The 23,985-nt window shown below is 63.1% G+C and carries 20 protein-coding genes and 1 pseudogene; 9 read left to right on the forward strand and 12 right to left on the reverse strand.

The genetic code is table 11. The annotated features are described in order from the left end of the window. Positions 1 to 225 precede the first annotated feature (225 nt). Positions 226 to 1,140: a hypothetical protein gene (locus M8R19_RS05055; RefSeq protein ID WP_249917212.1), complete on the forward strand. Its 915-nt coding sequence runs from the start codon at positions 226 to 228 to the stop codon at positions 1,138 to 1,140. Between the two features lie 97 nt (positions 1,141 to 1,237). Here the strand turns inward: M8R19_RS05055 and M8R19_RS05060 are convergent, their stop codons facing one another. Then, positions 1,238 to 2,641, reverse strand: a complete 1,404-nt coding sequence (locus M8R19_RS05060) for a hypothetical protein (RefSeq protein ID WP_249917213.1) — start codon at positions 2,639 to 2,641, stop codon at positions 1,238 to 1,240. Beyond that, positions 2,638 to 7,485 carry a hypothetical protein gene (locus M8R19_RS05065; RefSeq protein WP_249917214.1) on the reverse strand — a complete coding sequence of 1,616 codons (4,848 nt, stop codon included), beginning with the start codon at positions 7,483 to 7,485 and terminating at the stop codon, positions 2,638 to 2,640. Before M8R19_RS05065 ends, M8R19_RS05060 begins: the two co-directional genes overlap by 4 nt. Before the next feature lie 471 nt (positions 7,486 to 7,956). Here M8R19_RS05065 and M8R19_RS05070 point away from each other — a divergent pair. Beyond that, a pseudogene (locus tag M8R19_RS05070) lies at positions 7,957 to 8,940 on the forward strand (methyl-accepting chemotaxis protein); the annotation flags it as partial. Positions 8,941 to 9,154: 214 nt separating this feature from the next. Here M8R19_RS05070 and M8R19_RS05080 read toward each other — a convergent pair. Further along, positions 9,155 to 9,406, reverse strand: a complete 252-nt coding sequence (locus tag M8R19_RS05080) for a bacteriocin immunity protein (protein ID WP_249917215.1) — start codon at positions 9,404 to 9,406, stop codon at positions 9,155 to 9,157. Positions 9,407 to 9,409: 3 nt separating this feature from the next. Then, on the reverse strand, positions 9,410 to 10,696 hold the full coding sequence (locus M8R19_RS05085) for a pyocin-S2/colicin E7-DNase domain-containing protein (protein WP_249917216.1): 1,287 nt from the start codon (positions 10,694 to 10,696) through the stop codon (positions 9,410 to 9,412). Positions 10,697 to 11,423: 727 nt separating this feature from the next. On the opposite strand from M8R19_RS05085, the gene M8R19_RS05090 reads away from it, so the two are divergent. Beyond that, a complete protein-coding gene (locus tag M8R19_RS05090) occupies positions 11,424 to 11,699 on the forward strand; it encodes a hypothetical protein (RefSeq protein WP_069866359.1) in 276 nt (91 codons plus the stop codon). A gap of 64 nt (positions 11,700 to 11,763) precedes the next feature. Here M8R19_RS05090 and M8R19_RS05095 read toward each other — a convergent pair whose 3' ends face one another. Further along, entirely contained in the window at positions 11,764 to 12,423 is a 660-nt protein-coding gene (locus M8R19_RS05095) for a glutathione S-transferase family protein (RefSeq protein ID WP_249917217.1), read from the reverse strand. A 298-nt stretch (positions 12,424 to 12,721) separates the two neighbouring features. Next, complete coding sequence (locus M8R19_RS33395; RefSeq protein ID WP_370311620.1) at positions 12,722 to 12,796, reverse strand: hypothetical protein; 75 nt, start codon at positions 12,794 to 12,796, stop codon at positions 12,722 to 12,724. On the opposite strand from M8R19_RS33395, the gene M8R19_RS05100 reads away from it, so the two are divergent. The 5 genes from M8R19_RS05100 to M8R19_RS05120 all read left to right on the forward strand — a co-directional run bounded on the left by M8R19_RS05100 (position 12,777) and on the right by M8R19_RS05120 (position 17,355). After that, complete coding sequence (locus M8R19_RS05100; protein WP_009618994.1) at positions 12,777 to 13,400, forward strand: hypothetical protein; 624 nt, start codon at positions 12,777 to 12,779, stop codon at positions 13,398 to 13,400. The two genes, M8R19_RS33395 and M8R19_RS05100, sit on opposite strands and share 20 nt — an antisense overlap. A 33-nt stretch (positions 13,401 to 13,433) precedes the next feature. Then, positions 13,434 to 14,141, forward strand: a complete 708-nt coding sequence (locus M8R19_RS05105) for a peptidoglycan-binding domain-containing protein (RefSeq protein ID WP_051878371.1) — start codon at positions 13,434 to 13,436, stop codon at positions 14,139 to 14,141. 14 nt (positions 14,142 to 14,155) lie between these two features. Next, positions 14,156 to 15,781 carry an esterase/lipase family protein gene (locus M8R19_RS05110; protein WP_249917218.1) on the forward strand — a complete coding sequence of 542 codons (1,626 nt, stop codon included), beginning with the start codon at positions 14,156 to 14,158 and terminating at the stop codon, positions 15,779 to 15,781. A gap of 80 nt (positions 15,782 to 15,861) precedes the next feature. Continuing rightward, positions 15,862 to 16,698 (forward strand): AraC family transcriptional regulator, encoded by an 837-nt coding sequence (locus M8R19_RS05115; protein WP_249917219.1) that lies wholly within the window; start codon positions 15,862 to 15,864, stop codon positions 16,696 to 16,698. Positions 16,699 to 16,749: 51 nt separating this feature from the next. Next, the gene (locus tag M8R19_RS05120; protein ID WP_249917220.1) at positions 16,750 to 17,355 is read left to right on the forward strand and encodes a LysE family translocator; all 606 of its coding nucleotides are present in this window, start codon (positions 16,750 to 16,752) and stop codon (positions 17,353 to 17,355) included. Positions 17,356 to 18,239: 884 nt separating this feature from the next. On the opposite strand, the gene M8R19_RS05125 is transcribed toward M8R19_RS05120, so the two are convergent. From M8R19_RS05125 to M8R19_RS05135, 3 genes are all read right to left on the reverse strand, one after another. Further along, positions 18,240 to 19,049: a class I SAM-dependent methyltransferase gene (locus tag M8R19_RS05125; RefSeq protein ID WP_249917221.1), complete on the reverse strand. Its 810-nt coding sequence runs from the start codon at positions 19,047 to 19,049 to the stop codon at positions 18,240 to 18,242. A gap of 91 nt (positions 19,050 to 19,140) precedes the next feature. Further along, positions 19,141 to 19,734 (reverse strand): lipopolysaccharide core heptose(II)-phosphate phosphatase PmrG, encoded by a 594-nt coding sequence (gene pmrG, locus M8R19_RS05130; RefSeq protein ID WP_061561201.1) that lies wholly within the window; start codon positions 19,732 to 19,734, stop codon positions 19,141 to 19,143. Between the two features lie 237 nt (positions 19,735 to 19,971). Beyond that, a complete protein-coding gene (locus M8R19_RS05135; RefSeq protein ID WP_009618985.1) occupies positions 19,972 to 20,400 on the reverse strand; it encodes a hypothetical protein in 429 nt (142 codons plus the stop codon). Between the two features lie 547 nt (positions 20,401 to 20,947). On the opposite strand from M8R19_RS05135, the gene M8R19_RS05140 reads away from it, so the two are divergent. Beyond that, positions 20,948 to 21,175 carry a hypothetical protein gene (locus M8R19_RS05140; protein ID WP_141679779.1) on the forward strand — a complete coding sequence of 76 codons (228 nt, stop codon included), beginning with the start codon at positions 20,948 to 20,950 and terminating at the stop codon, positions 21,173 to 21,175. Positions 21,176 to 21,196: 21 nt separating this feature from the next. Here the strand turns inward: M8R19_RS05140 and ddlA are convergent, their stop codons facing one another. The 3 genes from ddlA to M8R19_RS05155 form a co-directional block, all read right to left on the reverse strand. Then, a complete protein-coding gene (ddlA, locus tag M8R19_RS05145; protein WP_197887471.1) occupies positions 21,197 to 22,291 on the reverse strand; it encodes a D-alanine--D-alanine ligase in 1,095 nt (364 codons plus the stop codon). Between the two features lie 423 nt (positions 22,292 to 22,714). Continuing rightward, the gene (locus M8R19_RS05150) at positions 22,715 to 23,539 is read right to left on the reverse strand and encodes an aldo/keto reductase (RefSeq protein WP_249917222.1); all 825 of its coding nucleotides are present in this window, start codon (positions 23,537 to 23,539) and stop codon (positions 22,715 to 22,717) included. 18 nt (positions 23,540 to 23,557) lie between these two features. Continuing rightward, entirely contained in the window at positions 23,558 to 23,971 is a 414-nt protein-coding gene (locus M8R19_RS05155) for a VOC family protein (RefSeq protein WP_249917223.1), read from the reverse strand. Between the last annotated feature and the right edge of the window lie 14 nt (positions 23,972 to 23,985).

The raw sequence follows: 23,985 nt of genomic DNA on the forward strand, positions 1-23,985 counted from the left end.
CCTTCAGCCAATGGGGGCTATCGGCCAGAAGCAGACTATGGTGACGCTGCTAAACTTCGCAATGTGGCTAGCGCCATGCCGCCCTCCTCCCCTCTTCATGTGGTTTTTGGGCGCGACGTCTAACCCTCTCAAGAAGCCTCACATCGACATGGAGCGTTATGCGGCAAACCGCGGAAATCATCACGCCACTTTTACCGCCTACTTCTAGTCAGGCCAGCGATCGCTATGGCAGCAAAGATCACTCCCCGCTTCATTGAACTGACGTATGAGGCGACGCTCAAGTCTTATTGGCGAAAAGCAGCGCTTCGAAAGTTCTTACAGTCTTCGCACATCGCTGAGTCCCACTTGGCGACTTGGGCGCCTGACGAGAGTAAGAGGGAGTTCCTTGACCGGACCTTCACTAGTTTGCAGAAGAGTGACAAGGGCAAAGCTGTGATCTTTGAGATGGTGCGAGCGCTGTCTGAGCTTTCGTCCTTTCCGGACCTCCGTAACTGGGAGGATTCTGCGCAGAAGATTGTGGACGCGACCAAGGCGGTTGCCGAACTGAAGGCTTACCTCCGTGCACAAGATGAGGAGATTCGAACAGAGCGTGAACGTAGCGAAGCGAAGACACGGGCACGAGAAGAGCGCTCCAAGATCCAGCGGAGTTTTACTGACAAGTCGAAGCTGCAGCAGCGACTTGATAATTTGCATCGAGCTGTAGGTACGCAGCAGGGCGGCTACGATTTTCAGGATTGGTTCTACGACCTGTTGGACTTCTGCGAAGTTCAGAATCGCAGACCCTACGTTAGCTCAGGACGGCAGATTGACGGTTCGTTGACTCTCGATGGCACCACCTATCTGATAGAGCTGAAATTCACCGCTTCCCAAGCGGATGCGACCGACGTCGACTCTCTGCGCTCAAAGGTCGATGATAAGGCCGACAACACAATGGGCATCATGATTTCAATCTCTGGGTACTCCAGCGTCGCAGTCACGCAGGCGTCCGGACGAAAGACTGCCTTGCTACTTCTAGATGCTATGCATCTTTACCTGTATCTCTCCGGAGCGCTCTCGTTCGCCGACATTGTGTCGCGTGTACGTCGCCATGCTTCGCAGACCGGTGAGGCGTACCTACCCGCAGGTAAGTTCAATGGCTGAAGGGGCAGATTCTAAACGTCTCCTATGGGTCGGTAGCGGCCTCTCTCCGAAGGCAGCAAACGACCCAAAGCGGACACTCTATACCCCTATCACACCGTTAATGACCACAAGGCAACGCCGCTCGCTCCGCTTCGGTCCAACAGTGCTCCAGAAATACACAGGCTTGGCAGCAGGTCCGGCTGTCGATGGCCTGAATGAAGCACCGACCTGCGCGACGGTCCTGAACAACTTGGTGGGCGCAGTGATGGCGCTGAGTGTCAACGAAGAACGCCGGAGGTTCGACCGTGCGCGCACTGATGGCGGATTGCATTGCAGCGTCAGCCCCGCATTCGGCCCAGCTATGGAACCGGCATTCCTGAACACGAGGGGATGCGAGGAGAAAATGCGTCGCGCTGCCAGTGGCGACGAGCCACTCGTCCGCCGCCTTCAATTCACCGACCAACGCCTTCGCTAACCCGCCGCTGCGAAAACCCGGAAACGCCGAAAGCTCGGCGGAGGAGAGCTCGCCGCCGAGTTCAATCCCGCATACCCTAATTAGCGCGAAACCACGCGCCTGAATTGCATCCAAGTGCGGGGCCAGCGTTTCGTCGCCATCCTCATCCCTGTGATAGTCGAGTTCGACAGGGATGTCGTTGTCAATCACGGTGAAGATAGCGTCGTCCTTGCGGGCTAAAAATAGAGCTGGATAGATCAGGATGCGCGGTCGACGAGCGAACAGGGTGCTGCCGGTCCGCTCATAGTGGACATGCACGCCCTGAAACGCTCCGGCGACATCGCCCAGCTCGAGGTACTGGCGAAGCTGTGCGGCACGTAATGGAATCGGCGCATCTTTGGTGAGAGCCGAGCGATGGAGAAGCTCGAAAATTTCTGCGGCCCGCTCCCCGAACTGTTCGCGAGTGAAAATCGCGATGTCATCCGGCCGTGCAGCGCCAAGAAATGTTGCAACCGGGGCCTTGAACACCACCATCCACTCGCCGCTGATGATGGCAGCCCTGGACAAGTTATGGCCATACATCTCCTTGAGCGTCTGTACATAGCCGCGGACCTGGCGCAGATAGCCGTCCCACTCAGCGATAATAGGCGACGTATCCTCAGCCTTTCCGTCGCGGATATGCTTAATCGCCGCAACGAGCAGGGTTGCCTCGTTCGCGTACTGGCCATCCCCCCGAGCCGAGATCGCCGGCTTCTCCCAAGCTTTGGCTTCGACCAGCAAGAGTGGTGCGCCATTGATATCGACAACCCCCACGTAGTCCATGAACTTCGTAGTGTTTGCTTGGAGACGGGCTTCCTCAAGCACATTGCCCCCGGCACCGAGCCGCCATCCAAGAAGATTGAGCAAGGCATCGACAAAGAGCAGCCGCGTGTCGTGCTCGTGGGGGCGGCGGTTCGGGTCGGGCTCGGCGAACGGGTCCCGCTGTTGTCTAGCTAGTTCTCGCTCGATCGCCTCCAGCAGGTCGCCGAGCCCCCGCTTGAAGAGGTTTTGAAGCGCTAGCCGGTTCACTGGATCAGTTCCGGCAGGCGATAGAGCAGGCGTCGCGCCGCCGGCCATCCCGCTTCCAGGAAGATCTCCAGGCAATCAACAAGCGCCGCGCGTCGGACTGGATCCTCGAAGATTTCCTTGTGGTCAGCGAGGAATACGCCGATCAGCTGAACCAAAAGGTCCACGCCCAGAGTCTCGTTCTGGTAGCCCGATTGGCCGCTCGCCAGCAGCGTGCTCGCCGCCAAATCGAAGGCCGCATGCGCGTTCACATCGACTAGCTGTTCGACGAGTTGGAGCAGGTAATAGGTAGTGTGCGGTTGCGCGTACTCACCAATTCGCTTTAGGAGCTCGCCATTCTCCCGGAGGAACACGTCGAGACCCGGTTGATTGGCCCTCTCTTCGATTGCGAAGAACATTTGCATGCCTGCGGTGTCAATCAGGCTAACGCACTCTCGCGCTTCGGAGGTCGCAGCGGCGTCGACATCAGTGCCCGCCATGTGCAGGGCGAGTCGGGCATTCGCAGAATTGACGATGTCAGAGACAAGCGCTTGAGAGCGCTGGCGGAGGCCGGCGTTTTTGTCGGGGATATCGCCCACCCCGGCAACGATGGCGTCGCGCAGAGTCGTCAGGATCGTTCTCGCTGCTTCTGCGTGCTTCCAAGGCACCCGTAACCAATGATCGAGCACGACCTTTGCTTCTGAAGACTGGTAGGTGACCCAAAGGACGGTGAGCCTACTTGCGATAACGTTGAGCAGCCGCCGTTCTCGATCAGACCCCGGAGTCTCTCGCTGCGACAGCAAGAGCAGCAGCTCGAGACTCCGCTGTTGATCTGTGTGGATCAACCTTGAGACGACATCGCCGACCAGATGTTCGATGATGGTCAGGTTGGGCTCGTGCGTGAGGCGATCTGTCAGAAGCTTCCAGAATCGATCACGGTCGAGATCCCAGATTCGCACGAGACGCACCGAGGCGTTCAGCCGGACGGCCGGATGGGGATCAGACAGCAACTCCTTCGCCCGCGGAATCAGGTCAGGGTAGAGATCTGAGCGTTGCGTGAACAGATCCCAATAGGCTTGCGCGACTTCAACTCGCGCCGCGGGTACACCCCAAGCAGCAGACTTCTCGAACTGCGACTCCGTGTCGACGTCCAGCTCTGGACTTTCGGACCTACCAGCGATTTCAAGCAGTGCTGTAAACGTTGCGTCTTGCTCCGATGTCGGCGGGGCCTCCTTCGATACCAGTAGCTCTTGCGAAACGATGACTTCGCAGCCTTGGCCAATGATTGCCTCTGCATACCGTCGTAGGCCAGCGTGCGGCGTATTACGTGCTAGTGCGTTTCGTATAGCCTGTAGAGCGGAGAGCGAGTCCGCGAGCGAGGCAACTGCCACATCTTCAGAATTCGACTCGAGCCGGAGGAGTTTCTTCGCGGTGTTGATGGCGTCAATGACTAGCGAGTTCTCTGGCGCCTCCCTATCTAGGCCTTCGATCCAATGCAAATCCTCTATTGAGCGAGTCCCAGTTTTGATGACGAAGAGTCGCTCGTTCGAGGAGGTCTGATCCTGTGGCCTCGCATCTAAGATTTGGCGGGCTTCGTCCGTGATGAGATTGTCGCGGCCGATCGCAGCAAAAAGGCGCTCCAGGAAGTCTTGGTGCGCTTCGGTGCGATGCTTAAAGCGTGAGAAGTCGAACTCAAACACTGCCCGTTCGAAACTCTGCCGCTCCTGCGCCGAGCGTCGGCCAATGCCTATCGCAACGAGATCAATTGCGTCCTTGCGAGTGTCGTGGAGGACAAGGAAAGGTTCGGTCGCCGCAATAGACCAGAGCTGCTCTACCAAGCCATCTCTGCGCTCGATAGCACAGAGGAACATCCGGGACCAAAAGATCGCGAACGAAGCTTCATTGATCAGGATGTCGATCAAATTCAGAGCTTCGGCCTCCGGGGCGGCTTTAAGGTGCGCGCGCAACTTTGAGACCAGGCTTTCCGCATCCCGATTGTATTGGCTGTCTGGGTCATGCGCCCAGATGAAGCTGCGGTCTTCCCGAAGACGGATTAATCGCTCATTGACCTGCAGCTCTTTGTCGAGGGCTTCTTCGGAGACGGCATGTTTGCGTGCGACGTATCCTTCTACCGCATTGACGACGGCCCTGACTGCAGCTCGCGGGTCGACCTGTAGGAATTTGGGTAGGTATTCGCCAAGCGCCCACCGCGCCGACTCGTAATCCTGCTTGGCGTTGGAGGTCAGGTTGAGGATTTGGCTCTGCCCGATCCGGGTCTGTCGATCCTCCGTGACCTCGTAGTTGAATACTGTACGGTACACATAGGTGGTGACGAACTCTGGATCAACGTCGCCGACCGCCGCAATTTTGTAGCAGACTGCTGGCACTTCCTGATGCCCGAATCTCTCCAGCCGATCGCGGTCGAAAACCTGAACCAGTAAGGCCCGTGAGGCCCCGACGTCGGTGCCATAGGTGGCGATAACGAACTCAATCGCGGATCTCACAATGAAGCCTGGGTCAGGCTGGGCCAGTCCGTACGCCAGTAGCGCGCGAGCAGCCTCACCGAGCACCGGCGTGAACTCATCATCCTTGATCCGTTCGAGGAGATTGTGGAGTAGAAAGCGAAGTGTGCCTGCTACCGTTGCTGGATCCTTAGCCAAGCAAGCGGCTAGGTAAACCCAAGGCGCAAGCTCAAGCTGCTTCTCGTCCTCAAGTCGCACGACCAAAGCGCCGGCAACATGCGACAGTGTCTTCGACGCCTTCTTGTCACCCACGATGGCTAAATTGCCCAACCAAATACAGTCTTGGGCCGAAGTCGGAAACTCTGCCCCTAATCGACCGGCTGTACTGCGGATGATCGGGTCCCCATCCTCGTCGTTGATGAGGGTTCGAAGGGCGGTCCAAAAAGGCTTGCGATTAGTCTCTGATTCCCAAATTTCCCGCAGGAGGAATCCGAGCGCTGGCGATAGCATCAGACCTAGTGCGTCCGCCTTGCTGAACCGATAAGCACCGCTGACGATAGTGCTCGGATCAAGCGCGAGCCTTGCCGCCGCGTAGTCGAAGAGCAGGTGATGTCGGAACTGAACCCACCGCTCGCCATCAACGACGAGTACGCCCTCCTTACAAAGAGTGTCGATCATGCTCGCACTCTCACCCGCCGCTAGGAGTCTTGGTGCGCGAAGCGCCCGCGCTTGAACCATGAGCTCGACCACTCGGCTAAGGCTGCGCCTCGCTGGCAACCCGTGGCCTTCTACGCGGTGATCCCAGTACAGGCGCAACAGATCCGTTTGAGACGCGACTTCGTCTAGGTTTTTGACCGCATCACCTGAGATCAACTCGCTGAGCAGTCGGGTGTTGAACGGCACCATCGCCAAGTCACGCAGTCGCTGCGGTGCCTGGTCAAGACATGCTGCAAGTTCGGGCGATTGCTGGAGGAGTTGGTCAAATTCGGCTTCCGACCAGGACGGCACTTGAATGTGTTGGACCCCAGCGAAGGACGGGTCCGCCAGCGATGGCGCCGGAGGTGCACCTTTGAACAGCGCACGGAATTGTTGACCCATGCGCAAGTCGAAGCTACGGATCGATGCGACGACGTTCCAGCGCCCCTTGCTCTCTAGAACTCGCTCGATGAGTGTCCGGAAGACGCCTTCACCGCGACCGCCGCGCGTCGCGTCTAAAGCGTCAACAACGAGATAGGCCGGCTCCGGCCCGTCCCAGGCTTCAAGCACATCCAGCAGCGGATGCTGTAGTCCGAGTTCACGGGACAGACCTTCGAGGCTCTCGATCGAGTAACGATCAACGGCAAGTTGGAGGATATCGACGCCGTCGTCGCTCAGTTTGCGGGCAACCGCATTCAGAACCCCGCTCTTGCCGGCCCCCGGCTCGCCGATAATAAGCAGCGGGCCGTTGCGCACTGCGGCTTCAACCGCGGCTTGGCATTCGCGGCGCACAGATAGCGTCGTGCCGCTGGCTAGCTCAATCTTCTCATAGTTGCCGAGCGCCTCGGCGACGCGTTTGGAATGCCGCTTAAGGGCTTCGATGTCGGCGCGATACTCAGGAGGCGCGCCGAGTGCGACGCCTCGGCTGGCGAGTAATTGTCGCCAAGTGGAGAGGTCACCGCCGCCGCGTTCCTTCATTAGTTGGCCGCTAAGATCGGACAGAGCGCCGAAAGCGGCTGCGGCATCCACCTCCGGGCCGAAAGCTTTGACAAGAGAACCGCTCGCCAATGAACCACCTTGATCGCCTTCAAAGGTGAAGACAGCTACCAGCTTCGCCAACTCCGACGGCAGCTCATCGTCCAGCGGTCCCTTGGTGATACTTGCCCAGGCCCGTTCAACCAGGCTGGAGAACACCTGATGAGCTCGTTTCTGCGCTTGGTTAAGCGCGCCTCCCCCTGGTTGCGAGACGAGGAGGAGCGCAGCCGGTAGGTCGACCCTAACCTGTACCGAGGCCTGAGGCGTCACAGCCAGCACCAACCGGTCGCGAGCGGGATCGAGCGGCCGGTTCCACCCCATTGAGCCGTCGCCCCGCTGAGCGACAAACCAATGGCGAACGAATTGCGTGATCGTCTTACCCAGCGGCGAGCCTAGGTCATCACTAAGGCTTGCGGTTGTCTTTGCTTGCACGGCGACGTAGCCGTCATCGTTGGTTTTGATCAACAGGTCGTCGACTGGCGCCTCAGTCTCGAAGCGGATCCATTCCGGTGAGGCCGCGCCAAGACGAAAGCTGTCATCTAACCGGTCGCCTGCCAAAATCCAAGAGGAGAACAGCGCCCCAAGCTGTTGTTCGAAACGAATGCCAGCGCTGGTCGCAGCACCGCCACCACCGATCCGGTCACTGGAAGGGGAATTTCGCGGCGTATGGGTCAATGCACGTTACCGGTCTAAGTCTGATAGTTGCGTAGTGATAGCCGGGTTCGCTAGCGTTGGCAATCTGTGCAGCACTGGCTGCCAGTCGTGGCGGGACTTGGAGTCTGCGCTAGGTCTAACGCTGTTGCACGTTTCCCTTACACCTCGCCAGAAGCACGACGACGCTTTATTCCAGTTGGTCTCAGTGCCCGCTTCTGGCCGGTTGCAGCCAATGGCGAACGGCAGATAGCCACTAAGCCATGTTCCCCCCACATCTTGGACCCTGTCGATGGCCGGTTCAGCGCGCAAGCCGGCCGGGAAGCTTGCCAACTTCAGAACCAGCACCTCGCTCAGCAAGGCCAGGTGATATCAGACGAAGTCCCCCACCCACGCCAAAAACATCCCTCCCCTTCCCTCACCACCTCTTTTTACATATAAGATATGATTTCATACTAATTTGACATCACCGCAAGCGGCGAGGAGTGGCGAGGCATGTGGTTCGCAAAGGGGGCGAGGGAACTGGCGGGTGAGGTGAGCGAGCTGTGCCGGCAGTGGCTGGCGGGGAATTGGCGTGGCCCGGCCGAGTATGCCGCGCTGAGCCGGCACCGCGAGCTTGCGCTGGCCCTGCAGGATGTTCAGAACCACTGGCAGGACAACATCGCCACCCTGGAGCGCCAGGTGGAACACCATACCTCTGTCGATGAAACCCAGTTGCGGGAACTACAGGCCGCACTCAGCTTGCGCGAGCAACAGCAGGCCGAGGCCGAACAGGCGCTGAAGCGTGCAGAGGAATGGACCGCTGCAGTCGAGGCGGAGCGGGCGCGGCTGCTGGAGGAGCAGCAGGTGTGGGAGTTGACCAAGCAGACGCTGACCGAGGGCTGCTGGGACCTCAGCGTGGTCGATGGCAACCCCGATCATCCTGACAACGTGATTCGCTGGTCGGATCAGTTCCGTTCGTTGATCGGCTACAACCGCCAGGAGTTTCCCGATGGCTGGGACAGCTATTTCGCCATCACCCAGCCCGAGGACCAGCAGCGCGTCATGCGCGCCTTCGGCGAGATGATGGCCGACCCCACCGGGCAGCGCGTCTATGTCGTCGAGTACCGCATGCGCCACAAGACCCGCGGCGACCTGTGGTTCCGCGAGCGCGGGCGCTGCCTGCGCGATGCCAATGGCGTGCTGTTGCGGGTGACCGGCGCGACCCGGGAAATCACTGATGAGAAGGCTGCGGAAGCGCTGCGTGAGCGGGAGCAGGTGAGCATCCAGAACACCTACGCCGAGATTTCTCAGATGGCGGGCGTGATCAAGGGCATTGCCGAGCAAACCAACCTGCTGGCCCTGAACGCGGCCATCGAGGCGGCGCGGGCGGGCGAACAGGGGCGCGGTTTCGCCGTGGTGGCCGACGAGGTGCGCAACCTGGCCAAGCGCACCCAGGACTCGGTGCTGCACATCCAGTCGATGCTCAACAAGCAGCAGGGCCAGGGCTGAGCGAGGTCGTACGACCTCGCTCGCGTCGCCTCGAAAAGGCGTATAGCTGCTATGGCGCGTTGGGCCGTCACGTCTAAGAGGTTGTAACTATGCCGGGCAATGAGACCGGATTTATTTTTCTCCCGAAGCCGGTCAATCGTTCCAGCTACATTATTAAAATGGTGTAAGGCTTAGAAGATACCTTTTGATAAACAATACCGTTCTAAGTCTTGAATCCAGGCAGGCCATTGGCCTTACGCCATGTTTTTACAGCGAGAGCGATACCAGCAGACGAATTATCCGCGCCCTCTTCTGGGTAGTAGATAAGGTCTGTACCATCCGGATGCTCAGTAATTTCACAAAAGTGCTCTAAAAGCTCTCCTAGCACACCATCTGAAGCCGACTTATTCGCCGCACGTATCTCGTCAACGAGCCGAATAAACTCATCTTCCGTGTAGTCAGTAATTCTCTTCATAACTCACCTATGAATATCAATATGTTTTTTAGGCGTAACGACACGGAGATTATCTAATCCATACAACTCACCGCCTTCGGACACCAAGTCGACGTGGTGCAATTCAAAAGACTTACGCTTCCCTAGCGTATCCCTGTTCCGTGCAATTGGAGCATTGCCACCCAGCATCCGCTCAAGATTATCATGCCCGAACTGGATTGCCAGTTCAGCATCACTTGCCACAGTCTTCCAAAACATCTCTCTGAAACTGTCAAAACTGTTGAAACTCATCCCTCGTAACGTATCAGCAATTTGCGTAGGAATAGGGCTCCCACTTCCCTCTCCTGCCCCAGCCAACCAGATGCCCTGCACATCCTCGCCCGTTCCTGTAACAACTCCCGGTTCGCGCCGGACATTCAGAACTATATATAACGGCTCAACTCCAGAATCCGCCGGAAAAACAAGAATAAAGTCCTTGTATTCAGGAGGATAGATGGGATTGACGATTATCTGTTCCGCCTTTTCGGTAGGCGGGAATATCCAGATAAGCGGCGCTCGTGGAGGAGCTTCTAATGCAGGAATTCTGCTGGAAGAATCAACAGCGGGAGTCCAGAGCAGCGTAATTCCGTCGCCCAGATCAGCAACCCTTCGCTCGTTGAACTGGACAACATCCAGCATTTCCCAATCGCGATTCTTCTGTGTATTGAAGCCATATCCCTTCAGGCTTCCATCTGGCTGTTCTTCAATACGTAACCTGACCCTTGATCTGGCCTTGCCGAGCGACCTCAATTGTTCCTCACTGTAAAGGGCGCTATCTCCCAGGCTAGAAGGCCACAGCAATGCAACAAGCCCTACGAATGTGCCCGCTGCTACGCCAGTGGTGACAACAGGCCCACTGAGCGGTGTGCAACGACCTGCGCAAGATGCTCCTCTTACCGAAAGCCCTTGCAACACCAGCCGACCGAAGGTTGAGGGTACATCCCCGCTGATTTTCTTTAGAAGAAGACTTCCCTCACCGTCGACTTCGCGCCCTCCCAGCAACGCAAAGCTGCCGTAATCCTCTAAGTTCCCTACAGGAATCGGATTGGCATGATCGATTACAGCGTCAGGTAGCTTGCAGGACTTCGCAAACACAAACCCAGGTATCGTAGGACGGGTTTCTACAGGTATAGGAATTTTCCTGGGGTATGACGACTCACGTGGCCAATCTGGCTCCTGTTCCTTGTACTTCATTTTCTTGAGCGGTGGATTGGGCATCGCAGGTTTGCATACCTGCGGCATTGGCCCTGGCCCTGAACTTCGGTTACCCATGGTATTTCCTTGATTACTGCCATGAACAAAGAAATACGATTAGCGGCGCTGCATGCTTGTGCAAGTAGCAAGCCTGAAGGAAGCTTCCTTTTTCCCTCTGAGACACATCCCATAAACAAGAAATCCTATTGAAACGGCCTTTCTTTTAGCTCCAGAGGAAATTAATAGAGACCTATTCTCTCAACCACAACCCAGTACCCCAAGAGAATCCAGGGAAAGTTGGAGAAGAACTCCACTACGCACATCCATCTCAAGATTCAGAAAATTTTGAATAGGCTTTTAGTTACTCCAATCACATACGCCCCTTCGTAACACCTCGTTGAATATGGACGGCGGCCTTCCAAACCACCCGAAATTTCCCACCCACATTCGCCCTTGTGAGCCTACAAACCCCGTCGATAGATTCCGTTCCTGCCACGGTCAATCCCGTGGCCCGGATCGCAGTCCGGCGATAACCAACGTGCACGAAGCGCCGACGCACCTTGCACAGGCGCTTTTTCTTGCCTGCTGTTATGTGCAGCCATGGCGAGCCGTGCGGGGCAGGCTTCGGCCTGGCCGGTCTTTACGTTGGTTAACCGGTACTGCGACCCCGCACGGTCCGCCGCCCTTTCCGGGCGGGCGGCTCCTTCCTCCGAAACAGGAGCAACGGAAATGCCTAAACACCCACTGTTCGTTGTACGTGCCTTGCTGTCCTCCCTCCCCTTCGCCTCCATCCCGGAGGTGCGTCATGCCTGATCGCAAGCTGGTAGCGCTGCAATCCCAGGCCTTCGATGGCGTGCTGTATGTCGACCTTTCCGCCCCTGCGGAGCATCTCTACGACGTGGCCGAGCGCCGGCTGAACGCGCTGGAGGACCTGCTGCGGGTGCTGGAGGTGCACGAAGGCCATGATGTGCTGGTGCATGAAACGGCGCGGGTCGCCTCCGCCCTGGTGCCGCTGGTGGGCGAGGCCCGGCAGTTGTACGAACTGGCGCGCAAGCGCGCACTGGCCCCCGTCAACGCGTAACTCCGCTCCACTACCTGACCAGGCCGGCGCCCGTGCGAACGGGGCCGGCCTTTTTCGTGCGGGCTCAGTCGCGGTCGGGCGCGCCCAGCGGGAACAGCGGGCGGTAGGGCCGGGCCTCGTCCACCGCCCTGGCGAACGAGGGGCGCGCCAGCAGGCGGGCGCGGTAGGCGCACAGGGTCGGGTAGGTCTCGCCGATGGGGTGCGTCCAGTCGGCGTAGAACAGCGAGGGCGCGGCCGCGCAGTCGGCCAGGGTGAAGGCTTCGCCCGCGGCCCAGGTGCGGCCCGGCAGCTGGCCTTCCAGCCAGGCGTAGGCGCGTTCGAGCTTTTCCACCGCGTCGGCCAGGGCTTCCTGGCGCTTGGTCGCGTCGCCCGTCAGCGCGCCGCCCACGGCGTGTTGCACCGGCGTCATCACGTGCAGGTCGAAGAAGCGGTCGAGAAAGCGCACGTCCAGCGCCGCCAGCGGGTCGTCCGGCAGCCAGCGCACGGGGCCGCCGTGGGTGAGCTGCAGGTATTCGATGATGATGCTGCTCTCGGCGAGGCTGCGCTCGCCGTCCAGCAATAGTGGGAACTTGCCCAGCGGCCATAGCCGCAACCACTGCGCCGCGTGCTGCGGCGTGTCGGGGCCGATGCAGCGGAATTCGAAGGGCGTCTGGTTCTCGTACAGCGCCATCAGCACCTTCTGGGTGTACGAGGAAAACGGGTGACCGTAGAGCACGAGCGCCATGGCGGACCGCCTGTTTGCTGTGGGTGTGCCAGCGGCAAGTGGTAGCACAGCCTGCCGGGGGCTGCATGCCAACCGACCGGCGACGCGTTGTCCAGTGGTCGCTTTTTATTATCGACAATGTATGTAAATTCCTGGCGCCTTATATTCGGCAGAGGTTCAAAAGACCACGGAAACTGTCACCTGGAATTTACACTTCCAATAACAAAATCAAATAAGAATTTCCTACATGATTTCATTCCAAGATTATCGAAAAATACCCTGCGGGCGCCTTGGACAGGTAGGCGAACGACAGCTAGCTTCAGCTTGAACGCCGCAGTCCTGGCGCCCTCCACCATCCACAGGGAAGTACGAAGATGGCCTTCGATCGCTTCAATTCCCGTATTGCAATCACCCTCGGCCAATTCACTTTATTGAAACGCGCCGACCTGTTATTCGACCGTTATAGCGAGCCCTATATAGTTTCCCTCGCCATCGATACTTCGAATATCCAGCAGGGTGCCCTTACTTTCAATTACATGCCCTTCCCGAAAGTTCGCCAGGGCTCGACGGTGAGCATGCTCGGCGACGGCCACCTGCTGTATGGCCCGGCCAACCCCGGCGAGTACGTCGCGCTGTCGTTGCTGATGATGGAGTCCGACCGCGACCTGCGCGAGGCGGGCGAGCGCATCCGCGACGTGGTCGGCAGCAAAGCCGCCGACCTGGGGCTCAAGGCGGTGATGCTGGCCAACCCTGGCTCCGCCGCCGTGGTCGCCTTGCTCAAGGAACTGACCGCCTTCACCGCCGGGCGCCTTGCCAGCGATGGCGACGACGAGCTGTTCCGCACCGAGGGCGCCTTCCTGCGCGACCAGCCCAACCCCTACCACATCAACCGCAGCTACCGGCAGGGCAACGACTTCATCGACCTGGAGTTGCGCATCCTCCCGCTCGACGCCCCCAACGGCGAAGGCGCCACCCCGCAGACGGTGGAACTCGCCTGAGCCCTGCCCCGCCCCATTACCGAGGAACGCACCATGGTCACCGGACTGGATCTGTACACGCTCGCCGCCACGAAAAAGAACCAGAAGTACGCCAACGTGCTGGTCCCCAAGGACAACCCCAACTGGAACGGCCCCTGGGACTGCGCGGAATTCGTGTCCTGGGTGGCCTACCAGAAGCTGAAGAAGCTCTACGGCTGCGTGAACAACCAGGGCAACCCGGCGACCACCGAGGCCTATTCCGGCGCCTGGGTGCATGACGCCAGCAACGGCACCCTCATCCCCACCAACGAGGCCGACGCCATGCTCACCGCCGGCGTGGTGCTGGTGCGCAAGCCGCCGCTGCCCGGGCACATGGGCCACGTCGCCATCACCGACGGCGCCGGCAAGACCATGGAGGCCGCCGGCACCGGCCTGGGCGTGCGCGCCGGCAATGTCACCGGGCGCGTCTGGGACTATTACTGCCGCCTGCCCGGTGTGAGCTACAGCAGCAACCCGGGCACGCCCAGGCTCAAGCCGCCGCCCTCGGTCATCCGCCTGGAGCAGCCGAACGTGAAAGGGCCGAAGGTGACGGAAATCCAGCAGGCGCTGAAGGCGGCCGGCTTCGACCCCGGCAAGATCGATGGCGCCTACGGCCCGCACACCACCGCGGCCGTGGCCGCCTTCCAGACCACCCACCGCCTGGTCGCCGATGGCGTCGTCGGCCCGGCCACCGCGCGCGCACTGAAGATCCAGTGGCCCTGAGCAGGAGACCGAGCATGGAACAGCAACCGATGAAGGCACCCTTCTACCCGATCATCTACGTGCGCGGCTACGCCATGAGCCGCGGCGAGATCGACGAGACCACCGCCGACCCCTTCTGCGGCTTCAACCTGGGCTCCACGGTGATGCGCGCGGTGGCCACCGCGGGCGCGCCGCCGCGCAAGTTCGTGTTCGAGTCGCCAGTGATCCGCCTGGCCAGCCAGTTCGGCTACGGCGACGTGTACGAGGACGGCTACGACGTCCTCGACCCCAACTGGCTGGCGCAGAAGAACAACAAGCTGGCCGCCCGCTCCATCGTCATCTACCGCTACTACGACCCGGCCTCCACGCTGCTGGGCGTCGGCAAGACGCCGAGCATGGAGCAGTTCGCCCAGGGCCTGAGCGAGCTGATCCTGCACCTGCGCGACCTGGCCTTCGCCAACCCGGCCAACGAGTTGGCGAAGAAGGAAGACTTCCGCTGCCACCTGGTGGCGCACTCCATGGGCGGCCTGGTCTGTCGCACCTTCCTGCAGAACCCGGCCTGCGGCTCGCCGGAGGCACGCGCGGCGGTGGACAAGTTCTTCACCTACGCCACGCCGCACAACGGCATCGACATGGTCGGCGTCAACGTGCCGAGCCTGCCGGTGTTCTCGCTGCCGTTCGACATCGAGAACTTCAACCGCGACAAGCGCATGCGCGAATACCTGCGCCTGCCCAAGCTGCCGAAGGGCTACGACAAGGTCGACCTGCTGCCCGAAAGCGCCCTGCCCTCCAGCCGCGTGTTCTGCATGGTGGGCACCAACCGCAGCGACTACGAGGTGGCCGCGGGCCTGTCGCGCACCTTCGTCGGCCACGGCAGCGACGGCCTGGTGCGCATCGAGAACGCCACGCTGCACGGCCTGAACGCCGACGGCACGCTCGGCGAGGAATGCGCCAAGGCGTTCGCCTACCGCGCACATTCCGGCTTCTTCGGCATCGTCAACAGCGAGGAGAGCTTCCAGAACCTGGTGCGCTTCCTGTTCGGCAACGTGCGCGTCGACATCTGGCTGGACATCGACGAGCTGCGCCTGCCCAAGGAGGTGCTCGACGCCGCCAAGGGCGACCCGGTCAACGCGCTCTACCAGATCGAGCTGCTGGCCTCGCCGCGCAGCAAGCCCTGGTACCTGTCGCGGCGCACGGCGGAGGAGGATTCCGCGGCCTGCCTCACCCAGGCCGAGTGGAAGCCGGGCACGCAGCTGTACCTGTCCAGCGTGTTCCTCGCCGAATTCGGCAAGGTCGACCCCGAACTGCCCGGCCTGGCCTACAGCCTCACCCTCGGCGTGCGGGTGCCGGACTACGAGATCGACAAACGCTTCTGGCCCAACAGCCACTACGAAGGCAGCTACCTGTACCGCGACACCGTGATCATCCAGCTGGAGCGCCCCACCGACGGCAGCGACCAGTGGACCATCCGCTACGCCTGGCAGAACACCGGGATGAACACCGCGACCATCCCGCTGCAGGCCAAGGAGCTGGACGGCAGCGGCATCCAGGTGCTGCTGCCGATCGACAGCGACGTCCACGGCAACCCCGCCACCGCCGCCATCAAGGGGCAGGTGCGGTTGATGGTTTCGACCTGGAATCCGGAGGGCACCTGGCCCTGACGGCCGGCTGCACAAATCTTCCAGACGCCGCCCGCCCGCGCGGTATGCTGAACGACTCGCGGGCGCGGCGGAGGCGCGGCATGCACAGCGACAACTGGATCGACCTGGCGCAGGATGCCGACACCGGCATCGAGACGCTGCGCGCCCATTTCAAGGGGCATGCCTACGATCCGCACTGGCACGACAGCTACCTGATCGGCTTCACCGAAACCGGCGTGCAGCAGTTTCGCTGCCGCCAGGCGCGCAACGTCAGCACGCCGGGCAAGGTGTTCTTCCTCGAACCCGGGGAGATCCACGACGGCGATGCGCCCACCGCCGGCGGTTTCACCTACCGCATGCTCTACCTCGACCCGCAGTGGCTGGAGCGCGAGGTGGGCGCGCTGTTCGAGGAGGCCCCGGCCGATTGCCAGTTGAGCGTGCCCCAGGTGCTGTTCGACGACGCACGCATGGCCGCCGCCATCGACGCCGCTTTCCAGGCCGTGCATGGCCAGGACCTGCGCATCGTGCGCCAGGCGGCCCTCGACGAGCTGCTCGGCGGCCTCACCCAGCGCCTGCACTGGCGCAAGCGCATCGACGACCACCCGCGCCTGCCGCTGGTGGCCCTGCGCGCCCGGGACTACCTGCACGCCAACCTGATGCAGGACATCGACCTCGACGACCTGGCCCGCGCCGCCGGCCGCGACCGCTTCCGCCTCAGCCGCGCGTTCAAGGAGGCCTTCGGCCTGCCGCCGCACGCCTACCTGATCCAGCTGCGCCTGGCGCGTGCGCGCCAATTGCTGGGCCGCGGCCTGGCTCCGGCGCAGGTTGCCGCCGACCTCGGTTTCGCCGACCAGAGCCATCTGGGGCGCTGGTTCCGCCGCGCCTATGGCGTTACCCCGGCGTACTACCGGCAGCGCTGCTCAAAGCTTCCAGACTGACGCCCGGGCCGCGGCGAGGATAGCGGCTCCACGTCCCACGGAGCCCCCGCCATGATCCAGGCCCTGCAGCAATGGCTGCCCTTCCTGCTGTTCGCTTTCGTCGCCGCCATCACCCCCGGGCCGACCAACCTGCTGATCTTCAGCAACAGCGCCCGCCACGGCTGGAGCGCGGCGCTGCCCATCGTCTTCGGCGGCTGCGGCGGCGCGGCGCTGGTGGTGCTGGCGGTGGGCAGCGGCCTGGGCGAGTTGCTCGCCGGGCGGCCGCAGGTGCAGGGCATCATGGCCGCCGCCGGGGTGCTGTGGCTGACCTGGCTGGCCTGGCAGATCTGGAGCAGCCCGCCGCCCGGGCTGGAAGATGCCGTGCCGGCGCGGCGCGTCGGCCTGCTGGATGCGGCGCTGCTGCAGTTGGTGAACCCGAAGAGCTGGACGGTGGCCCTGGCGGTGATCGGTGTCTATGCGGGGCAAGGCGATGACCGCCTGTTGCGCATCCAGCTGATGTCGCTGTTGTTCTTCATGGTCGGCGTGCCTTGCCTGAGCGCCTGGGCCGGGCTCGGCGCCGGCAGTGCGCGGTTGTTGCGCTCGCCACGGGCGTTGCAGCGGTTGAATCGGGGGTTGGCGGTGCTTCTGGTGCTGTCGGCTTGGGCTGGGGTTTTGTAGGAGGGATGGAGCGGGGAGGCCTGTGGTGTGTGGCCTGAAGAGCGCCCTCTCCCTAACCCTCTCCCTGAAGGGAGAGGGGACCGTTCGGAGTGCGTTGGTGTTCGGCGTTAGATGGCTAGCGCAGGGATTGCCGGCTGGAACCAGGCCTTATCTCGGCACAGACTAGCCCCCTCTCCCTTCAGGGAGAGGGTTGGGGAGAGGGGAAAGCCCGAGCGCCGGTGTCATTCCCACTGTAGGAGCGCGCCCTGCGCGCGATTCGCGGGCAGGGCCCGCTCCTACAGGTGCATGGCCTCACGGAGCGCGTAGGGGAATGGAATCGAGCGAGCAGGCCTGCGGCCCCCTCACCCTAACCCTCTCCCAGAGGGAGAGGGGACCGTTCGGAGTGATCGGGGAGGTTGAAGTCAGCCGGAGACCAAGGATTCTCCGGCTGAAACCTCACTCCCAGCCGGCACGGGCAGCCCCCTCTCCCTCCGGGAGAGGGCTGGGGTGAGGGAAAACCCGAGCGCCGGTGTCATTCCCATGTAGGAGCGCGCCCTGCGCGCGAATCGCGGGCAGGGCCCGCTCCTACAGGTGCATGGCCTCGCGGAGCGCGTAGGGGAATGGAATCGAGCGAGCAGGCCTGCGGCCCCCTCACCCTAACCCTCTCCCGGAGGGAGAGGGGACCGTTCGGCGTGCGTTGGTATTTCGGCGTTAGCCGGCTAGCACAGGGATTGCCGGCTGAAACCAGGCCGCCTCTCGGCACGGGCTAGCCCGGTAGGATGGGTTGAGCGAAGCGATACCCATCACCATGGCCCGATGGGTATCGCAAGCTCAACCCATCCTACGAAAAGCGTCTCGCCGCAGCCGCCAGACAGGCCGCGTATGACCGCGAACGGTTACATGCCCTACCAGCGATAACGCAGCAACCGGCCGATACGACCCAGGGTGGGCCAGCGCTGCATCAGTTGCACGAATGCGCGGGACGACCAGGCCATCCGCCGGCATTCCTCGGGGGTGTAGGTGAGGCGCTCCTCGACCAGCTGCAGCCCCGGCACCAGCGCCTCCAGCTCCTTGGGCTCGTCCAGTGCCCAGTGCACCCGGGCGCCGCGTGCCCAGAACGGCAGGAACAGCCCCAGCATGCGGATGCCGAAGCGGTTGTAGCCGTCGAAGATCAGCTCGCCCTGGGGGAAGCGCGCCAGCAGGCCGCGCAGCAATGTGCTCACCTCAGCTTCGCGCAGGTAGGGCATCAGGCCTTCGGCGACGATCAGCAGCGGGCGGCCGGTGGGCAGCGCGTCGAGCCAGGACGGGTCGCCCATGGCGCCGGGCAGCAGCGTGCAGCCTTCGCGTGCCGGGTATACCTCGCTGCGCAGCGCCAGCACGTCCGGGTAGTCCACTTCGAACCAGGCCACGCTGGGCGGCGGGTCCAGGCGGAACACCCGGCTATCCAGGCCGCAACCCAGGTGCGCCACACAAGCATCGGGGTGGGCGGCGAGGAATTCGGCGGCCCAGCGGTCGAGCTTCCAGGCGCGCAGGGCGATGCCGACGTAGCTGCTGCGGCCCAGGCGGAAGCGCGCGAAGTCGTAGTCCAGGCGCGCCAGCGCGGCGGCCGCGAAGCGGTCCTGCAGCAACGAATCGGGCAGGCGGCTTTCCATGGCCTTGGCGTAGAAGGTGATCAGCAGGGTTTCCTTGACCCCGCCGAGCTGGATGCGTGGCATTGGCGGCTCCCGGGGCGGACGACGGCACCGCCCTCCCCCGCAAGCCTAGGACCGCATCGGCGGATGCCGCAAGCGCAGCGGCGGCGCCGGCTCAGCGCAATTGCAGGCGGGCCCAGTCCCGCGGGGCAATCTCGCCGGCCAGTTGCAGGCCGCCGCGGGCGTCGCTGAACAGCACCAGCGAGGTGCCGTAGCCGGGGGTTTCCAGGTCCCGGTGGCTGAGCGCCTGGGCCAGTTGCTCCATGCATTCGCTGTGGGTGACCAGGATCAGGTTGCGGTGGCTGGCCTTGTGTTCCAGCACGTGGTTGAGCAGGTTGCCGGTGCAGTCGGCGACCCAGGCCTGGCCCAGGGTGCCGTCGCCGAACATCAGGCTGGCGGTCTGCAGGGTGCGCGTCAGCGGGCTGGCGTAGACGTCGGCGTTATCCAGGCCGAAGCGGCTGCGGTAGTCGTCGCCCAGGGCCGTGGCCAGCGCCCCGCCGCGCACGGTGATGCCGTCCTCGGCGCCCAGGCAGGGGGCGTCGGAACGGTCGCAGCGCTCGGCGTGGCGCACCAGCACCACCACCTCGCCCAGGCGCCAGTGGCGGGCCAGGTCGTCCTCGCCCGGCAGCGGCGGGCGCTGCGCCGCGACGCTGGCCGCGCCGCACAGGGCCACGGCCAGCAGGCCGAGCAGCCCGCAGGCCAGGGCCATTACCCGTCTGGATGGACGCCGCCAGGTTTCCGGAATCTGCCTCACTTCGCCACAGGCCTCGCGCTCGATGGTTCGGGACGCACCCGGCACGCTGCCGGATGCTGGCCGCCATCCTGCACGGGCGAAGGTGAAAACTCCGCGAGGCGAATGTGAGGATTTCGTTGAGCGCCAACCGCCGCTCGGGATGCCGACGACCCGCAGGGCCAGGGCCGTCGGCGGGCCCTGGCCGGGCGGGCGTCAGTCGCTGATGCCCTGGATGTCGTTGAAGGTGGACAGCAGGGTGTTCAGCGAATCCAGGCTACGGTCCTTGTCCGGGGACTTGGCGTGCAGTTCCCGCACCGCACCCTCGACCGCCGCGTTGGCGGCCTTCCAGTCCTCCGGGCTCTTGCGCTTGAGCTCGGCAGCAGCGGCGCGCCACTTGGCCTGCAGGGCGTCGACCTTGGCCCGGGCGCTGGCGAAGTCGTCGGCGCCCACCGCGTCGAGCGACTCCTCGGCCAGGCGGCCGTATTCGCTGAGGTCGCCCAGCGGGCCCTGCTGGTCGTCGGCCTCCATGCCGCTGGGCGGTGCGGCGTCTTCGGCCCAGGCCGGGTTGTGTGCGACCGGAACAACAGCAACCAGCAGCGCCGCCAGCGCCGCCGCCAATACCGTCCGCGAGGAAGAACTCATCGTCTGGCTCCTTAGGCTGGCCAATGTGACTTCGAGGAGTGTAGAGGCTGGACGGTCAAATTTGCAGCCACCGGGCACGGCCTCGGCAAACCGGGAACGCCTTCGAGAAAACCCTCATCAAGGAATTTCCCTACAGCACATAACGCTCAGCTCCCACGAGCCGGATCGATAGTCTTCCCGCCGTCATGGCGTTTGCCATGACGGGGTGTCGCAACCCAAAGGTCCTTCAGCACAGCAGCAGCATTCAAAGCAAAGGCGCCACGTGCGTCGCGCTTGCCTTGGTTATGGCTGGCCGTGCAGGGCAGGCTTCCGCCTGGCCGGATTCTCCTTGGACCTCCGGTTTGCGACCCCTGCACGGCTCGCCGCCCTCCGTGTCGCAACGGCTGCGGCGGGTTCCATCCGGTCCAAGGAGCGTAAGGAAATGCACCAGTTCCCTTCCAAGCCCGCGCCCCTCCGCGCGAAGAACGCCCGCCCGGGCATTCAGCAAGAGTCTTTCAGGATTCGTGAATTCAAACCCCTTCCGGAAAGCTCGCAGGCCTTCTCCGAAGTGCTTTACATCGACACGCTGGCACCCTCGACGCAGTTGCTCGACACCGCCCTGCAGCGCCTGCGGGCGCTCGGCGGCGTGCTCGACCTGCTGGAGGAGCACCCCGCCGCCAGTGCCTCGCAGTGGGACCTGGCGCGCTGGAGCGCGACGTTGCGCATGCTCCACGCCGACACCCAGGCACTGCTCGAGGCTGCGCACCAGCGCACCCACGAGGAACGCCCGGAGTAACCGGCCCCCGCCGCGCCCGCCTCAGCGGCTGGTCTGCAGGCGGCGGCGCGCGGCGTGGCGTTCCAGGGCCAGGTCGATCAGCCGGCTGACCAGTTCGCTGTAGCTCATGCCGGCGGCCTGCCAGAGCTTGGGGTACATGCTGATGCGGGTGAAGCCGGGCAGCGAGTTGAGTTCGTTGACCAGCACCTGGCCATCGCCGGTGAGGAACACGTCGACCCGCGCCAGGCCCGAGCAGCCCAGCACCTGGAAGGCTTCCACGGCGAGCTGGCGGATGCGTTCGCAGGCCGCGGCATCGATGTCCGCCGGGACCACAACCCGGGCGGCGTCTTCGTCGATGTACTTGCTGTCGTAGGAGTAGAAGCCGCCGCGCACCACGATCTCGCCGCAGCCGCTAGCGATGGGCTCGTCGTTGCCGAGCACCGCGCACTCGATCTCGCGGCCATTCACCGCGGCCTCCACCAGCACCTTGTCGTCGAAGGCCAGGGCCTGTTGCACGGCGGCGACGTAGCCAGCCTCGTCCTCGACCTTGCTCACGCCTACCGAGGAACCCAGGTTGGCCGGCTTGACGAACAGCGGCAGGCCCAGTTGGCGCTGCGCCTCGGCGAAGGGTGTGCGCGCGGCGGTGGCGCGGGTCAGGGTGATGAAGGGGGTGATGGCGATGCCGGCGTCGCGCAGCAGGCGCTTGCTCACGTCCTTGTCCATGCAGATGGCCGAGCCGAGCACGTCGGCGCCGACGAAGGGGATGTCGGCCATGCGCAGCAGGCCCTGCAGGCAGCCGTCCTCGCCCTGGGTGCCGTGGACGATGGGGAAGATCACGTCGACGTGGTCGAGCAACTGGCGGCTGCCGGTTTCCACCAGCTGCCGCTCGGCCTTGCCGGGCACCACGGCCAGCTCGCGGTTGGAGCGGTTGAGCGCGATCAGCGCCGGGTTCTCCTGGTTGAGCAGGTAGTCGGAGGCGTCGTTCAGGTGCCAGCGGCCGTCCTTGTCGATGCCGATCAGCACCGGCTCGAACCGCGAGCGGTCCAGGGCATCGACTATGTTCTTCGCCGACTGCAGCGACACCTCGTGCTCCGCCGAACGCCCACCGAAAATCACCCCGACACGCAACTTGCTCATAACTGCCTCCAGCTTGCTGATGGGCGCTTCTTATCATGGTGGTGGGGATTTTTATAGGAGCGGTGGTCGGGTGGGGTGGGGCCTATTCTGAAGAGCACCCTCTCCCCAGCCCTCGGCTGCGCGCCCCGCCCCGAAGGGAGAGGGGGCTTGTCCGTGCCGAGAACGGACATGGTTTCAGCCGGAAACCTTCGGTTTGCCGGCTAACTCCAGAATACCCAGCGCTGCCCAACGGTCCCCTCTCCCTTCAGGGAGAGGGTTAGGGAGAGGGGGCGGAGTCGCGCCCGAACACCTGCATATCCGGGAGGCACCGTTCGCGAGCAAGCTCGCTCCTACGAAAAGCCAAAAGCCAAAAGCCAAAAGCCAGAAAGCCGGAAAGCCGAAAGCCGAAAGCCGAAAGCCGAAAGCCGAAAAGCCAGCCCAGCCTCAAACCACCGCCAGATGCATCTTGCGCCTTGGCGGCGGGAAGGCCGCGTCCAGCTTCGCCAGATCCTCCCCATCCAGCCGCAGCTGCAGCGCCGCCGCATTGTCGCGGACATGCACAGCCTCCACCGCCTTGGGAATGGCGATCACCCCTTCCTGGCGGATCAGCCACGCCAGGGCCACCCGCGCCGGAGTGGCGCCGTGGCGTTCGGCCACTTCGCGCAGGCTGGCGTTGCGCAGCAGGCGGCCGCCCTGGCCTACCGGGCAGTAGGCCATCAGCGGCATGCGCTGTTCCTGGCACCAGGGCAGCAGGTCCCATTCGATGCCGCGTTCTTCCAGGCTGTATTGCACCTGGTTGGTGGCGCAGTGCAGGGCGCCCAGTTCCTGCATGTCGTCGAGGTCGAAGTTAGAGACGCCCCAGCGGCGGATCTTGCCGTCCTGGCGCAGGCGCTCGAAGGCCTCGACGGTTTCCTCCAGAGGGTACTGGCCGCGCCAGTGCAGCAGGTAGAGGTCCAGGCAGTCGGTGCCCAGGCGCTTCAGGCTGCGCTCGCAGGCCGCCGGCACGCCGCGGGCGCTGGCGTTGTGCGGGTAGACCTTGCTGACCAGGAAGACCTGCTCGCGCAGGCCGCGGATGGCCTCGCCGACCACCTCTTCCGAGCCGCCCTCGCCGTACATCTCGGCGGTGTCGATCAGCGTCAGGCCCAGTTCGATGCCTTCGCGCAGGGCCGCCACCTCGCGCTTGCGCGCCGCCCTGTCCTCGCCCAGCCGCCAGGTGCCCTGGCCGATGGCCGCAACGCGCGCGCCATCGGCGAATACCACCTCTTTCATGCCTTGCTCCTTCTTCGTTCAATGCCAGGGGTCGTAGGTGCCGAAGCTCCACACGTGGCCCTCGGGGTCGCGGCAGGTGAAGCCCTGGCCGCCGTAGTCCTCGTCGCGGATGTCGATGACCATCTGCGCGCCGGCGTCCAGCGCGCGGCGGTACAGGGCCTCGGCGTCAGGCACCAGCAGGTACAGGCTCTGGGTGCAGCCGCCGACTTCCTCGGGCCGGCGCATCAGCCGGCCGTACTCGTTGTCCACCGCCGAACCCAGCATCAGCATGCCGCTGCCGTCGGGCAGGCACAGCTGGGCATGGGCCACGCCGCCTTCGCCGTCGTCCACCACCAGTTGGCGGACGAAGCCGAAGGTGTCGCACAGCCAGTGGATGGCCGCCGGCGCGTCGCGGTAGCGCAGGCAGGGGATCAGGCGGGGATGGCTGGCCATGGCGGTCTCCTCGT

Source organism: Pseudomonas sp. R3.Fl (assembly GCF_023516765.1).
In the GTDB taxonomy this organism is placed as follows: domain Bacteria; phylum Pseudomonadota; class Gammaproteobacteria; order Pseudomonadales; family Pseudomonadaceae; genus Pseudomonas; species Pseudomonas citronellolis.

Excerpts from the sequence above, each read along its gene's own strand:
- ddlA (WP_197887471.1), bottom strand. The coding sequence starts at position 22,291 with ATGAGCAAGTTGCGTGTCGGGGTGATTTTCGGTGGGCGTTCGGCGGAG.
- M8R19_RS05125 (WP_249917221.1), bottom strand. The coding sequence starts at position 19,049 with ATGCCACGCATCCAGCTCGGCGGGGTCAAGGAAACCCTGCTGATCACC.
- M8R19_RS05080 (WP_249917215.1), bottom strand. The coding sequence starts at position 9,406 with ATGAAGAGAATTACTGACTACACGGAAGATGAGTTTATTCGGCTCGTT.
- M8R19_RS05100 (WP_009618994.1), top strand. The coding sequence starts at position 12,777 with ATGGCCTTCGATCGCTTCAATTCCCGTATTGCAATCACCCTCGGCCAA.
- M8R19_RS05115 (WP_249917219.1), top strand. The coding sequence starts at position 15,862 with ATGCACAGCGACAACTGGATCGACCTGGCGCAGGATGCCGACACCGGC.
- pmrG (WP_061561201.1), bottom strand. The coding sequence starts at position 19,734 with ATGGCCCTGGCCTGCGGGCTGCTCGGCCTGCTGGCCGTGGCCCTGTGC.
- M8R19_RS05135 (WP_009618985.1), bottom strand. The coding sequence starts at position 20,400 with ATGAGTTCTTCCTCGCGGACGGTATTGGCGGCGGCGCTGGCGGCGCTG.
- M8R19_RS05090 (WP_069866359.1), top strand. The coding sequence starts at position 11,424 with ATGCCTGATCGCAAGCTGGTAGCGCTGCAATCCCAGGCCTTCGATGGC.
- M8R19_RS05120 (WP_249917220.1), top strand. The coding sequence starts at position 16,750 with ATGATCCAGGCCCTGCAGCAATGGCTGCCCTTCCTGCTGTTCGCTTTC.
- M8R19_RS05105 (WP_051878371.1), top strand. The coding sequence starts at position 13,434 with ATGGTCACCGGACTGGATCTGTACACGCTCGCCGCCACGAAAAAGAAC.
- M8R19_RS05155 (WP_249917223.1), bottom strand. The coding sequence starts at position 23,971 with ATGGCCAGCCATCCCCGCCTGATCCCCTGCCTGCGCTACCGCGACGCG.
- M8R19_RS05095 (WP_249917217.1), bottom strand. The coding sequence starts at position 12,423 with ATGGCGCTCGTGCTCTACGGTCACCCGTTTTCCTCGTACACCCAGAAG.
- M8R19_RS05055 (WP_249917212.1), top strand. The coding sequence starts at position 226 with ATGGCAGCAAAGATCACTCCCCGCTTCATTGAACTGACGTATGAGGCG.
- M8R19_RS05110 (WP_249917218.1), top strand. The coding sequence starts at position 14,156 with ATGGAACAGCAACCGATGAAGGCACCCTTCTACCCGATCATCTACGTG.
- M8R19_RS05150 (WP_249917222.1), bottom strand. The coding sequence starts at position 23,539 with ATGAAAGAGGTGGTATTCGCCGATGGCGCGCGCGTTGCGGCCATCGGC.
- M8R19_RS05085 (WP_249917216.1), bottom strand. The coding sequence starts at position 10,696 with ATGGGTAACCGAAGTTCAGGGCCAGGGCCAATGCCGCAGGTATGCAAA.